Source organism: Geodermatophilus sp. SYSU D00814 (assembly GCF_054050055.1).
Window position 1 is genome coordinate 1 of sequence record NZ_JBJGYP010000008.1, and the last position, 13513, is coordinate 13513.

Genomic DNA, 13513 nt, shown 5'->3' on the forward strand with positions numbered 1-13513 from the left:
GTCGTCGCCCCAGATGGTGCGCAGCATCGACGGCCACGGCGCGGTCAGCACCAGCAGCCCCGTGGAGGGGGGGCCGCGCGGGGGTGCCGCCCGGGGGGGGGGCGGCGGGGGGGGGGGGGGGGGGGGGGGGGGGGGGGGGGGGGCGGGGGGGGCGCGGGCGCCCCCACCCCCCCCCCCCCCCCCCCCCCCCCGCGCCCCCCCCCCCCCCCCCCCCCCCCCCCCCCCCCCACGCGCGCCCCCCCCCGCGCCGGCCCCCCCCCCCCCCCCCCCCGCCGCGGCGAGATCCTCGGGGACCCGTCCCTCCCGGACGACGGGGCCGCCCATGATCCCGGGCACCACGACCGTGCCGGCCTCGGCCAGCACCGACCCGTCGTGCTCGGGCAGCACCGAGAACCCGTCGGCGGTGCGCACCGGGCGCCCGTGGAGGGTGGCCACGCGCACGCGGTAGAGCGGCCGGCCGGCGTCGTCCTCGGCCAGACCGAGCAGCCGGTAGGGCAGGCCGAGCTCGAAGCCGACGACGCGGTCGACCGCGAGCACGACCACCTCGTGCGGGACGGGAGCGGGCATGGCCGGATCCTTGCACCTGTTGTCCTGCGGGCCACTGGTCAGGGGTCGGGAGAGGCGGTCATGCTCTGCGGTCGTGACCACCGCCGCACCCGTCCGGACCGCCTCCCGCGTGCACCCCGCCTTGTGGGTGGCGGCGGTGACCTTCCTCGCGCTGGTCGGCGCCGCGGCGTTCCGGGCAGTGCCCGGCGTGCTCATCGACCCGCTGCGCGCGGAGTTCGGCTGGTCGGTGTCGACGATCTCGGCCGCGGTCGCGGTGAACATGGCGCTGTACGGGCTGACGGCGCCCTTCGCCGCCGCGCTGATGGAGCGCTTCGGCATCCGGCGGGTGGTCCTCGGCGCGCTGCTGCTCACCGCGCTCGGCAGCGGCCTGACCGTGTTCATGACGGCGAGCTGGCAGCTGGTGCTGCTGTGGGGGTTCGCCGTCGGGCTGGGCACCGGGTCGATGGCGCTGTCGCTGGTGGCCACGGTCACCGGCCGCTGGTTCGTCGCCCGCCGCGGGCTGGTCAGCGGCATCCTCACCGCCGGCGGCGCGACCGGGCAGCTGGTGTTCCTGCCCGTCGTCGCCGCGGTCGCCGAGACCTCCGGCGGCTGGCGCGCCGCGTCGCTGGGCACGACGGCGGCCGCGCTCGCCGTCGTCCCGCTGGTGGCCTGGCTGCTGCGCGACCGCCCGCGCGACGTCGGCGCCGTCCCCTACGGCGGGACGGCCGCCGACGACGTCGACCCGGTACGCACCGGCGCCGCCCGCAGCGCCGTCCGCGGGCTGGTGGAGGCGGCGCGGTCGCGGCCGTTCTGGCTGCTGGCCGCGGGCTTCTTCATCTGCGGGGCGTCGACCAACGGCCTGGTGCAGCCGCACTTCATCCCCGCCGCCCACGACCACGGCATGCCGGTGACGACGGCGGCCACGCTGCTCGCCGTCGTCGGCGTCTTCGACATCGCCGGCACCGTGTTCTCGGGCTGGCTGACCGACCGCGTCGACCCGCGGGTGCTGCTGCTGGCCTACTACGCGCTGCGCGGGCTCTCGCTGTTCCTGCTGCCGCCGCTGTTCGGACCCGACCTGCAGGTCAGCATGATCGCGTTCATCGTCTTCTACGGCCTGGACTGGGTGGCCACGGTGCCCCCGACGCTGGCGCTGTGCCGCGAGCACTTCGGCGCGCGGGCGCCGGTCGTGTTCGGGTGGGTGTTCGCCGCGCACCAGGTCGGCTCGGCGGTGGCCGCGTTCGGCGGCGGCGTCGTCCGCGACGTCACCGGCTCCTACGACCTGGCCTGGTTCGGCGCCGGCGCGCTGTGCCTGGTCGCCGCGGTGCTGTCGATCTCGATCCGCCGTCGACCCGTACCGGCCGCCCCACCCGCGGTGCCCAGCGAGCCGACCACCGCCTCGGCCGCGACCACCCACGGCTGAGCGGTGGCGCACTGCCGGCGTTGCTCGTCCGTTGCCGGTCCTGCAGGGCCCGCAGCGCGCGAGGAACGCCCGCAGTGGGTCCGGCCCGGCACCCCGGGGGTCCGGTGAGCACCGATCCGCACAGCGCGCCGGTGCCCCGGTCGGCCTGGGACGCCGACGCCGAGGCGCGGGCCCGCGGCCGGGTGCAGGTGTTCAACGCGACCCGCCCCGGCGGGCTGGACGGCTGGACGATGGACCTCGCCCAGTACGAGCTCATGCGGGCGCACGTCCTCGACACCCTCGACGACCTCGCCGGCCCGGACGGCTGGGTGCTGCTGCGCGACGTCGTCGCCACCGCCCAGGAGCGCTACGCCACGCACCCGCTCTTCCCGAAGGGACGGGTCCGCAACTACTGCACCTACACGAAGGTCGACCTCGAGGCGCGCGGGGAGATCGAGCGGGCGCCCGGCGCGAGCCCCCAGCGCATCCGCCGGCGATCCCCCGAGGCGCCTCCGCCGCGATGAGGGCTCAGCGGTGGCGGCCGTGCACCAGCCTCATCACGCGGGCCAGGGCGTCGGCGGCGGCCGGCGGGCGGTTGAAGGACATGAGGTCGACCGGCAGCGGGAAGCGCTGGCGGGTGATCGCCTTGGCGCGGGTGAACTCCTTGAGCCCGTCCTCGCCGTGGATGCGGCCGAAGCCGCTCTCGCCCACGCCGCCGAAGGGCAGCGACGGCACCCCGGCGAAGGTGAGCACCGAGTTGACGCTGGTCATGCCGCTGCGCATCCGGCGGGCGAGGTCCATCGCGCGCGCCCTCGACCGGGAGAACACCGCCCCGGCCAGGCCGTAGGAGGTGGCGTTGGTGCGCTCGAGGGCCTCCTCGGCGTCGGCCACCCGGGTGATGGTGAGCGTCGGCCCGAAGGTCTCCTCCCGCACCGCGGCCGACTCCTCGGGGACGTCGAGCAGCACGGTCGGCGGGACGAAGACGCCCTCCACGGTGCCGCCGGCCAGCGTTCGCGCGCCGGCCGCGGTGGCGTCGTCGAGGTGGCGCCGGACGACGTCGGCCTGCGAGGGCATCGTCATCGGGCCGTAGGCGGCGCCGTCGTCGGAGCCGGGGCGCAGGTCGCGCACCCGCTCGCCGACCTCGGCGACGAACCGGTCGTAGACGGGCGCGGTCACGTACACCCGCTCGATGCCGATGCAGGTCTGGCCGGCGTTGCTCATCGCGCCCCAGACGGCGGCGTCGGCGGCGGCGGCCACGTCGGCGTCGTCGTCGACGATCATCGCGTCCTTGCCGCCGAGCTCCATGAGCACCGGGGTGAGCGTCTCGGCGCAGGCGGCCATGACCCTGCGGCCGGTCGGCGCCGAGCCGGTGAAGGCCAGCTTGCCCACGCCGGCCCGGCACAGCGCCGCGCCGGTCTCGCCGAACCCGGTGACCACCTGGAGGACGTCGGCGGCGTCGGGGACGGCGGTCCGCCACGCGGCGGCCAGCCACGCGCCGACGGCGGGCGTGTACTCCGAGGGCTTGAAGACGACGGCGTTGCCGGCGGCCAGCGCGTAGGCGATCGAGCCCATCGGCGTGAACACCGGGTAGTTCCACGGGCCGATGACCCCGACGACGCCCAGCGGCTGGTACTCCAGGTAGGCGGCGTGGTTGGCCGCCAGCATCCCCGCGCGCACGCGGCGCGGGCCCAGCACCTTCCGGGCGTGCGCGCCGGCCCAGGCCAGGTGGTCGATCGCCAGGGTGGTCTCGAGGACGGCGTCGGCATGCGGCTTGCCGTTCTCCCGGTGCACCAGGTCGGCGAGCGCGTGCAGCTCGCGGGCGAGGTGGCCGCGGAAGGCGGCCAGCCGCTGCCGGCGGCCGTCGAAGCCGAGGGCGGCCCACCGCTGCGCGGCCGGGCGGGCCCGCTCGACGGCCTCCCGCACGGCGGCCGCGTCGTGCACCGGGAAGACGCCGACGACCGCGCCGGTGGCCGGGTCGGTCGACTCGAGGGTCTCGGTGGCGTCGGCGGTGGTGTCCATCTGCTCGGCGAGCGACATGTGGCGCAGGTTACCCGTGCGTAGCCCCCGCTCCGGCGCCGACCGCGGGTCCGGCACGCTGCCATGCTGGCCGCCGTGGCCGACCCCTTCGACACCGCGGAGCTGCGCCGCCGGGTCCTGGCGGCCTGGAGCGACTCCCCGGCGCGGTTCCGGGAGGACGCCAACGCCGAGGAGGACCTGGTCCGCGGCGGCTACCGCGACCGGCTGCTCGTCGAGCTCGCGCAGAACGCCGCCGACGCCGCCGTCCGGGCCGGGGTCCCGGGCCGGCTGCGGCTGGAGCTCACCGAGGTGGGCGGCGGGGGAGAGGTGCTGCACGCCGCCAACACCGGGGCGCCGCTGGACGCCGCCGGCGTCGCCGGGCTGGCCAGCCTGCGGGCCTCGGCCAAGCGGGACCAGGTCGAGACGGTCGGCAGGTCCGTGGTCCCGGGCGGGCCCCCGATCGCGACGGTGGGCCGGTTCGGGGTGGGCTTCGCCGCCGTCCTGGCCGTCAGTGACGAGCCGGCGGTGCACTCGCGGCACGGCGGGGTGCGCTTCAGCGCCGCCCGCACCCGCGCCGAGGTGGCCGGGGTCGACGCGCTGGCCGGCGAGGTCGCCCGCCGCGAGGGCGTCGTCCCGGTGCTCCGGCTGCCGTGGCCGGCCGACGGCCCGCCGCCGGCCGGGTACGCCACCGAGGTCGTGCTGCCCCTGCGCGCGGGGTCGCGGGCCGCCGTCCGGGCGGCCCTGACGGCGCTCGACGCCGGGCTGCTGCTCGCCCTCCCCGGCCTGGCGGAGGTCGAGGTGGTCGTCGACGGCGCCTCGCGCACCCTCGCCTGCACGCGCACCCCGCCGCTGGCGCGCCTGCGCGACGGCGACACGACCACCACCTGGCGGCTGGCCGAGCGCAGCGGCGAGCTGGACGGGGAGCTGCTCGCCGACCGCCCGGTCGAGGAGCGCGCCCGCCGCGGCTGGACGCTCACCTGGGCGGTGCCCCTCGACGACGACGGCCGCCCCCGCCCGCTGCCGGACCGGCAGGTGCTGCACGCGCCCACGCCCAGCGACGAGCCGCTGTCGCTGCCGGTGCGGCTGATCGCGCCGTTCCCGCTCGGCCCCGACCGCCGGCACGTCGCCCCCGGCCCGGTCACCGACGCGCTCACCGCCGTCGCCGCGGAGGTCTACGCCGACCTGCTCGCCGCGCTGTCCCCGGACCCCGCGGTCCTCGCCCTGGTGCCCCGCGTCGGCCTGGCCGCCGCCGCGCTCGACGCCGCCCTCGGCTCGGCCGTCCTCGACCGGCTGCGTGCGACGGCGTGGCTGCCCGCCGCCGACCCGGAGGAGGGGGAGCGCCTGACGCCCGCCCGCGCCGGCGTCCTCGACGCGGGCACCGACGAGCTGGTCGGCGTCCTCACCGGCGTGCTGCCGGGACTGTTGCCGGCGCAGTGGTCGCGGCGCGAGGGCGCCCCGGCGCTGGCCGCGCTCGGCGTCCGGCGGGTGGGCACCGCGCAGGTGGTCGAGGCGGTCACCGGCATCGCCCGGCCGGCGTCGTGGTGGGCGCGGCTCTACCCCGCGCTGGAGCACGCCGACCGCGAGGAGCTCGGTGCGCTGCCGGTACCGCTGGCCGACGGCCGCACCGCGCCGGGCCCGGGCGGGGTGCTGCTGCCCGACGAGGGCCTGCCGGTCGACCGGCTGGGCCCGCTCGCGCTGCGCATCGCCGCCCCCGAGGCGGTGGCGCCGCTGCCGGCCCGGCGGCTGCTGGAGCGGCTCGGCGCGCGCCCGGCCACCGCCGCCGCGGTGCTGGCCGACCCGGCCGTGCGGGCCGTCGTCGAGCGGTCCGTCGACGCGGTCGACGACGGGTGGGACGACGCCGACCCCGCCGATCTCGCCACCGCGGTGCTCGCCCTGGTCGCCGCCGCCGGGCCCGCACCCGGGGACCTGCCCTGGCTGGCCGAGCTCGCCCTGCCCGACGCCGAGGGCGCGTGGGCACCTGCGGGGGAGCTGCTGCTGCCCGGGGCGCCGCTGGCCGCGGTGCTGGAGGACGGCGCGCTCGGCGTGCTCGACCCGGTCCTCGCGGCCGCCCACGACCCCGCGGCGCTGCGGGCGGTCGGCGTCCTCACGACCTTCGCGACGGTGCGCGCCGAGGACCCCGACGACCTCGACGTCGACGGTGCCGACGCCTGGGCCGACGCCGTCCTGGACCGGCTGCCGCCCGGGGCACCGCCGCCGGCGTGGCCGCCGCTGACCGCCGTCCGCGACCTGGACCTCGTCGCCGACTGGGCCGGCGCGCTGCCGCTGCTCGCCGCGTTGCCCGACGAGGCCTGGGCCGACGTCGTCCTCGACGGCGTGCCGGTGCCCGGCCACCTGCGCTGGTGGCTGTCGACCCACCCGGTGCTCGACGGGCGGCGTCCGGACCGGCTGCGGGCACCGGACGGCGCCGAGCTCGCGGGGCTCTACGAGCCGGCGCAGGCGCCGCCGGAGGTGCTGGCGCGGCTGCGGCCGGCCGCCACGGTCGAGGACGTGCTCGCCGACCCCGACGCCGCGCTGGACCTGCTCGACCGGCTCGGCGACCCCGCGTGCACGGTGCTGCCGGCCGTGCTGCGCGACGTGTACGCGCGGCTGGCCGTCGCCCTCGACGGTCTCGACGTCGACCCGCCGGCGCGGGTGCGCGTGGCGCCGGACCGGGTCGCCGACCCGGCCCGCGAACCGGTCGCCGTGCTCGACGCGCCGTGGCTGCAGCCACTGGCCGACGGCCCGCTGGTGCCCGCCGGCGGCACCCCCGGGCCGGTCGCCGACCTGCTCGACCTGCCGCTGCTCAGCGAGCGGGTGAGGGCCACGGTCACCAGCACCCCGGCGCGCCGCGGACCGTGGGCCGCGGTGCCCGGCGCGGACCTCGCCGCGGCCCGCCTCGGCCTGCCGGCCCTCCCGGCGGAGGTCGCCGTGCACGAGCGGCTGCTGGTGGGGGACCGGCCGGTGGCCTGGTGGCCCGACGGCGCGGTCGACCACGTGGACGGGACCCCGGCCGCGCTCGGCCGGGCGCTGGCCTGGCGGGCCGGCGCCTGGCCGCTGCGGCAGGCGCTGGCCGAGGCGTTCGCCGAACCCGGCCGGGCCGCCGACCTCGCCGCGGAGGACGCGGTCGGCCCCGCCTGGTGAGGGACGGGAACGGCCTCCCCGCAGGGTCCCGGCCCGAGCGTGCGAGGGCCGGGGGGCCGGGAGGTCCTTCCGTCAGTTCCAGCGGGGAGCGGCCAGCGCGCCGGGCGCGTGGCCGTGCGCCGACGGGCGGCCGGCCCGCTGCGGTGCACCGCCGCGGGCGCGGGCGGAACGGGCACCGGCCGTCTCCGCCGACCAGCAGCGGTACAGCGACAGCCACTGCTCGGCGGTGAGCGCGCCGGCCCGGGCGGTGGGCGGCAGCCCGGCGGTGCGCAGCCACCGCACGCCGGACACGCCCGGCAGGCAGGCGCGCAGGACGGCGCCCAGGGCCCCCGACGGCGAGGCGAGCACCCCCGCGGTCAGCCGGTCGAACGCGGCGGCGTCGTCGGCGGACAGGGTGGCGCGGGCCTCGGCGGCCGCGGGGGACGGGGAACGGACGGGACGTGACACGAGGGCCTCCGGAGGGAGGTCGGACCGGCCGCGGACAGCCGGCAGCCAGGAGGGGCGCCCGGATGCCGGGCGGGAGGGGAGCGGGGAGCCGGGGGCTCGACCCGCGGGCGTCGGCGGAGGACGCAGGCGTCGGGACGAGGAGGACTCAGAGGCGCACGTCGACGACGGTAGGGCGGCGCGCCCGCGGCGTCGACGGGTTTTCCGCCGGCTAGCTGTCCCGGCCGGCCCTGCGCGCCTGGTGGGCCTCCCAGCGGGCGCGGTCCTTGGCCCGCGCGCCGGCGTTGCGCTCCCACTTCTCCCGGCGGCGGCGCGCCCGCGCCATCTCCCGCTCCTCGAAGTTGGGGTGGTCGTCCCAGTCCCTCGCCATCGCCAGGACGACGAGCAGGACCAGCCCGAACACGGCCAGGCCGAGCGCGAGCAGCGCGTTGCCGCCGGCCACGAAGGCCAGGACCGACGCCGCCGCCCAGATCACGCCCGCCAGCACCAGCCGCCCGTTCACGCGCCCGAGTATCCCCGCTCCGGGGACCCCTGCGCCGGGTCGTGACGCAGCGCACCTGCCGGGGCCGGGACCGGCCCGCTCACGTGCGCGGACACACCGTCGGGGCCTTGCGCCCCCCCTGCCCCGCGCCTACCGTCCGGGGTGCGGTTCAAACCACCAGCCGTGCACGTCCTGCCGGACTCCGCGCTTGGTACGGCTCACCACCTGCTGTCCTACGCACGGGTTCGCCCTCAGCCGAGAGGCGCACCGTGACCACTGTCTCCCCTCGTCCCACCAGCGAGCTGCTGACCGTCGAGACCGTTCCCACGGACGGCGCCGTGCGCATCGTCTGCGCCGGCGAGGTGGACTGCTCCACCGCTCCGGCCCTGCGCGGGGCACTCGACGACGCCTTCGCGGGCGCGCCGCGGGCGGTCGTGGTGGACCTGGAGGCCGTCACCTTCCTCGACTCCGCGGGCCTGTCGGTGCTCGCGGTGGCGCACCGCACCGCCGAGCAGGCCGGCTCGCCGATGCGCGTCCTCGTCGGCACCCGCGCGGTCAGCCGCGCCCTGCAGGTCACCGGCCTGTGGGACCTGCTCGGCGTCGAGCTCGTCGTACCGGGCGCCGGCGCCGCATAACGGAGGACCCTCCTGCAGGGCCGTCGTCCCAGCACGTCGGGTTCTGGGCACGTCGGCCCCTGGGCACGTCGGGTGCTGCCCACGGCGGAGGAGCAGACTGCCTCCCGAGCCGCCCGGACGCGGGCCGGCACCCACGAGCCGAGGAGGACGCCGTGCGTGACGCGGTCATCTGTGAGCCGCTGCGGACCCCGGTGGGGGGCTTCGGGGGGTCCCTGCGGGACGTGCCCGTGCAGGACCTCGCCTCGACCGTCCTGCGCGCCCTCCTGGAGCGCACCGGGCTGCCCCCGGAGTCGGTCGACGACGTCGTCCTCGGCCACTGCTACCCGACGATGGAGGCACCGGCCCTCGGCCGGGTCGCCGCCCTCGACGCGGGCCTGCCGGTGACCGCGGCCGGCATCCAGGTCGACCGCCGCTGCGGCTCGGGCCTGCAGGCGGTCCTCTACGCCGCGATGCAGGTGCAGAGCGGCTCGGCCGAGGTGGTGCTGGCCGGGGGCGCCGAGTCGATGAGCAACGCGCCGTTCTACTCGACCGCGATGCGGTGGGGCGTCAAGGCCGGCCCCGGCGTCCTGCTGCAGGACGGCCTGGCCCGCGGCCGCGTCACCGCCGGCGGGAAGCACCACCCGGTGCCCGGCGGCATGCTCGAGACCGCCGAGAACCTGCGCCGCGAGTACTCGATCGGCCGCGAGGAGCAGGACGAGTACTCCGTCCGCAGCCACCGCCGCGCCGCCGCGGCCACCGAGGCGGGCCGCTTCGCCGACGAGGTCGTCCCGGTGACGATCACCGGCCGCAAGGGCGACACCGTCGTCGACCGCGACGAGCACATCCGCCCCGACTCGACCGTCGAGACGCTCGCGAAGCTGCGGCCGATCATGGGGAAGGACGACCCGGAGGCCACCGTCACCGCCGGCAACGCCAGCGGCCAGAACGACGGCGCCGCGGCGTGCGTGGTCACCTCGCCGGAGAAGGCCGCCGAGCTGGGGCTGCGCCCGCTGGCCCGCGTCGTCTCCTGGGCGGTGGCCGGCGTCCCGCCGAGGACCATGGGCATCGGCCCGGTGCCGGCGACGGCGAAGGCGCTGGACCTCGCCGGCCTCAAGCTCTCCGACATCGACCTCATCGAGCTCAACGAGGCCTTCGCCAGCCAGGTGCTGGCGGTGACCCGCGAGTGGGGCTTCACCGAGGCCGACTTCGAGCGCACCAACGTCAACGGGTCGGGCATCTCGCTGGGCCACCCGGTCGGCGCGACCGGCGCGCGGATCCTCGCCACGCTGACCCGCGAGATGGACCGCCGCGGCGCCCGCTACGGCCTGGAGACGATGTGCATCGGCGGCGGGCAGGGCCTGGCCGCCGTGCTCGAGCGGGTCGCCTGACGCCGACCGCCCCGCCGGGCGGACGAAGGACCACCCTTCCCCCCACGCCTCGCGCGCTCGGCGCGGGACCCTGAAGGATGGCCGTTCCAGCACGTCACCAGGCAGCCCCTGACCCGAGGAGAACGGCCATGAGCGCGTCCCCCGCCCGCGTCGCCGTCGTCACCGGAGCCGCCCGCGGCATCGGCGCGGCCACCGCCGTGCGGCTGGCCGCTGACGGCTTCGCCGTCGCGGTGCTCGACCTCGACGAGGCCTCGACGGCCGGCACCGTGCAGGCGGTCGAGGCCGCCGGCGGGCACGCGATCGGGGTGGGCGCCGACGTCGGCGACGCCGGGCAGGTGCAGGCCGCCGTCGACCGGATCGCCGCCGAGCTCGGTCCGCCCGTGGTGCTGGTGAACAACGCCGGGGTCACCCGCGACAACCTGCTGTTCAAGATGACCGACGCCGACTGGGACCTGGTCATGACCGTGCACCTGCGCGGCTCGTTCCTCATGACCCGCGCCTGCCAGAAGCACATGGTCGACGCCGGGTGGGGCCGGATCGTGAACCTGTCGTCGACCTCGGCGCTGGGGAACCGCGGCCAGGCCAACTACGCCACCGCCAAGGCCGGGCTGCAGGGGTTCACCAAGACCCTCGCCATCGAGCTGGGCCGCTTCGGGGTCACCGCCAACGCCATCGCCCCGGGCTTCATCCAGACCGAGATGACGAAGGCGACCGCCGAGCGCATCGGCCGGGACTGGGAGGAGTACGTGGCCGAGCGCGCGGCGGCGATCCCGGTGGCCCGCGCCGGTGTGCCCGAGGACATCGCGCACACCGTCTCGTTCTTCGTCAGCGAGGGCGCCGGCTTCGTCTCCGGCCAGGTCGTCTACGTCGCCGGCGGCCCCCGCACCTGAGGAAGGACCCCCGTGCCCCCCACGCCTCGCGAGCTCGGCGCGGGACCCTGCACGAGGGCCGTTCCAGCACGTCACTGCGACGGGTCGCGGTCGGGGTAGCGGGCGCGGGCCAGCGCGTAGACGCCGAACGCCGCGAACCCCACCGCGACCACGGTGAGCAGCGCCGGCCCCGCACCGGAGCGGCCGATCGTCGTCACCGCACCGTCGAGGCCGGTGGCGGTCGAGACGTCGGCAGTCGTCGCGGCGCGGAACAGCAGCACGCCGACGACGCCGAACGCCACGCCCTTGGCCGCGTACCCCACCCGCCCGACGGCCTCGATCACCGGCTCCCACCGGTCGGGCGCGGCGGGCAGGTCGACGTCGCGCATGAAGCCGCCGGTGGCCCCGCGCCACAGCGAGTAGGCGCCGACCGCGACGACGCCCACCGCGGCCGCGCCCACCGCCACCGCGCCGCCGGGCACCTCGAGCGTCTCCCCGGTGAGCTCGCGCAGCCGCTCGTCGGCCTCGTACTCCGCACCCACGGCGAACAGCAGCGCGGTGACCCCGAGGACGGCGTAGACGGCGGCCTTGGCCAGGCACTTGGCGCAGACCACCGCGGTGCGGGTCCGGTGCGCGGGGTCGAGCAGGCCGTGCCACCACAGCAGCACCTCCCCGCCCTGCCACAGCGCCAGCGCCAGCAGGCCGAGCCCGATCGCCCACAGCAGCAGCGCACCGCCGGGGCCGGCGGCCACCGTCTGCAGCGCCCCGGTCTGGTCGGCGTCGGTGGCCTCCGACCCGCGGGACACCCGCCAGGTCAGCCAGCCGATGAGCAGGTGCACCACGCCGTAGGCGACCAGTCCGACGCGGGCGAGGGCGCGCAGCACCAGGTGGTCGGTGACGCCCCGCGCGGCCCGGACCGCCCGCTGCACCCGGCCGAGGACGCCGCGCGGGCGCGGCACGCTCAGGTGCGCTCGGGGTAGCGCGCCCGCACGAAGCAGTAGGCGCCGAACGCCGCGATGCCGACGGCCACCAGGGTGAGCAGGAACTTCCCGAACGGCGCGTCGAGGATGGTGCGCAGCGCGCCGTCGAGACCGGAGGCCTTGGCGGGGTCGAAGGTGACCGCCGCGTACACCAGCAGCGCGCCGACGACGCCCAGCGCGACGCCCTTGGCGGGGTACCCGACCTGACCCAGCCGGGTCACCAGGTGCCGGGCGCTCGGCGGCGCGGAGGCGAGGTCGACCTGCTCGAGGAACTTCTTCGTCACGCCCTTGACCACGTGGTAGACCCCCACGCCGACCACCACCAGGCCCACCAGCCCGACCAGCCAGCGCCCGGCCGGCCAGCCGAAGACGCCGGCGGCGGTCTGCTGCTGCTGACCGGAGCTGGACTGCCCGCCGCCGGTGGCGAACCGGAACGCCAGCACCGCCAGGGCCAGGTAGACGACCGCCTTGGCCACCGCCTTGGCCGACCTGCCCAGCGCCTTCTTCCGCGCGTCCCCGCTCGCCGACCAGCCCGACCGCCAGCGCAGCACCTCGGCGGCCTGCCAGAGCGCCAGTGCGACCAGGCCGACAGCGAGGACCCACAGCAGGGGCGTGCCGACGGGGGACTCCGACAGCGTGGCCAGCGCGCCGGACTGGTCGGCGGACTGGCCGCTGCCGCCGCCCCAGGCCAGCTGCAGGGCGATCCAGGCGATGAGCAGGTGCACCAGGCCGTAGGCGATCAGGCCGATGCGGGCGAGGTGCTCCAGCGCGTCGCTGTTCCCCGCCCGCCCGGCCGCACCCGTGACCGACCCGGTTCCGCTCATCGTCGCCGCCCTCCCGTGCGCACCCCCGTGTGGTGATCAGCGTGGCACGGTTGCGATCACCGCGCGGGTCGAACGGGGTCCGCCGTCGGCCGGGCGTGCCCGCGGCGCCGGCCGCGGGTGCGGGACACTGGGCCCGTGGCGACACCAACGACAGCACGCAGCACGGCAGGCACCACGGCAGGCACCACGGCGGGGACACCGGCACGGACGGCGGCGGGCGCGCCCACCGAGCAGGAGACCGCCCGCCGGGCCTGGCCGGTGCGGGCGGCGCTCGGGGTCGTCCTGGTCGTGCTCGCGGTGGCCGCCGTCGTCACCGGCGACCTCGGTGCCCGCCTGCTGCTCGGCGGCCTCGGGCTGCTCGCCGCCGGCCGGGGCGCTGTCCTGCTGCGGGCCGGGTCGGTGCCCGCCGGTGCCGCGGCCGTGGCCGGCGGGATCGCGGCGGCGGTGGTGGCGGCGGTGTCGGCCGCCGCCACCGGCTGGGTCCTCCTGCTCGGCGTGCCGCTCGTCCTGCTCGCCGGTGCCGGGATCGCCCTCGCGCGGGGTGGTGCCGCCCGCCGCGCCGGCACCGCGCTGCTGGTGTGGGCGGTGCTCGTCGGCGGCCTGGTGGCCGCCACCGCCGCCTCCCAGGGGACCGGCCGCGCCGCCGACGTCGCCGCCGTGGTCGCCGCGCTGGTGACCGGGCTGGCGGCCGTGCCGCTGCTGGTGGCCGCCGCCGGACTGGGCGAGGTGGCCCGCCGCCCGGTGCCGGCCCGCCCGCTCGGGTGCGCCGGCTGCGCCTGCTCGGGAGGCGGCTGCGGCGCCTGACCCGCGC

The 13513-nt window shown here is 78.0% G+C and carries 12 protein-coding genes; 7 read left to right on the plus strand and 5 right to left on the minus strand.

Annotated elements, in window-relative coordinates:
* The first annotated feature begins 640 nt into the window (after positions 1 to 640).
* Both ACI780_RS07565 and ACI780_RS07570 read left to right on the plus strand, forming a co-directional pair.
* Entirely contained in the window at positions 641 to 1966 is a 1326-nt protein-coding gene (locus ACI780_RS07565) for an MFS transporter (RefSeq protein ID WP_457001939.1), read from the plus strand.
* Between the two features lie 104 nt (positions 1967 to 2070).
* Positions 2071 to 2469, plus strand: coding sequence for a DUF6958 family protein (locus ACI780_RS07570; protein ID WP_457001941.1), 399 nt, complete (start codon positions 2071 to 2073; stop codon positions 2467 to 2469).
* 4 nt (positions 2470 to 2473) lie between these two features.
* On the opposite strand, the gene ACI780_RS07575 is transcribed toward ACI780_RS07570, so the two are convergent.
* On the minus strand, positions 2474 to 3982 hold the full coding sequence (locus tag ACI780_RS07575; protein WP_457001943.1) for an aldehyde dehydrogenase family protein: 1509 nt from the start codon (positions 3980 to 3982) through the stop codon (positions 2474 to 2476).
* A 75-nt stretch (positions 3983 to 4057) separates the two neighbouring features.
* On the opposite strand from ACI780_RS07575, the gene ACI780_RS07580 reads away from it, so the two are divergent.
* Entirely contained in the window at positions 4058 to 7102 is a 3045-nt protein-coding gene (locus ACI780_RS07580; protein WP_457001945.1) for a sacsin N-terminal ATP-binding-like domain-containing protein, read from the plus strand.
* Between the two features lie 72 nt (positions 7103 to 7174).
* Here the strand turns inward: ACI780_RS07580 and ACI780_RS07585 are convergent, their stop codons facing one another.
* A complete protein-coding gene (locus tag ACI780_RS07585) occupies positions 7175 to 7549 on the minus strand; it encodes a hypothetical protein (RefSeq protein WP_457001947.1) in 375 nt (124 codons plus the stop codon).
* Between the two features lie 208 nt (positions 7550 to 7757).
* A complete protein-coding gene (locus tag ACI780_RS07590; RefSeq protein WP_457001949.1) occupies positions 7758 to 8048 on the minus strand; it encodes a hypothetical protein in 291 nt (96 codons plus the stop codon).
* A gap of 248 nt (positions 8049 to 8296) precedes the next feature.
* Between ACI780_RS07590 and ACI780_RS07595 the strand changes: the two genes are divergently transcribed.
* The 3 genes from ACI780_RS07595 to ACI780_RS07605 all read left to right on the plus strand — a co-directional run bounded on the left by ACI780_RS07595 (position 8297) and on the right by ACI780_RS07605 (position 10919).
* Positions 8297 to 8662 (plus strand): STAS domain-containing protein, encoded by a 366-nt coding sequence (locus ACI780_RS07595; RefSeq protein ID WP_456871702.1) that lies wholly within the window; start codon positions 8297 to 8299, stop codon positions 8660 to 8662.
* 152 nt (positions 8663 to 8814) lie between these two features.
* Positions 8815 to 10029, plus strand: coding sequence for an acetyl-CoA C-acetyltransferase (locus tag ACI780_RS07600; protein WP_457001951.1), 1215 nt, complete (start codon positions 8815 to 8817; stop codon positions 10027 to 10029).
* A gap of 128 nt (positions 10030 to 10157) precedes the next feature.
* Positions 10158 to 10919 (plus strand): SDR family oxidoreductase, encoded by a 762-nt coding sequence (locus ACI780_RS07605; protein ID WP_457001953.1) that lies wholly within the window; start codon positions 10158 to 10160, stop codon positions 10917 to 10919.
* Positions 10920 to 10990: 71 nt separating this feature from the next.
* Here the strand turns inward: ACI780_RS07605 and ACI780_RS07610 are convergent, their stop codons facing one another.
* Positions 10991 to 11857 carry a DUF1206 domain-containing protein gene (locus ACI780_RS07610; protein ID WP_457001955.1) on the minus strand — a complete coding sequence of 289 codons (867 nt, stop codon included), beginning with the start codon at positions 11855 to 11857 and terminating at the stop codon, positions 10991 to 10993.
* A 2-nt stretch (positions 11858 to 11859) separates the two neighbouring features.
* On the minus strand, positions 11860 to 12702 hold the full coding sequence (locus ACI780_RS07615) for a DUF1206 domain-containing protein (protein WP_457001957.1): 843 nt from the start codon (positions 12700 to 12702) through the stop codon (positions 11860 to 11862).
* Positions 12703 to 12837: 135 nt separating this feature from the next.
* On the opposite strand from ACI780_RS07615, the gene ACI780_RS07620 reads away from it, so the two are divergent.
* Entirely contained in the window at positions 12838 to 13506 is a 669-nt protein-coding gene (locus ACI780_RS07620) for a hypothetical protein (protein ID WP_457001959.1), read from the plus strand.
* Positions 13507 to 13513 lie beyond the last annotated feature (7 nt).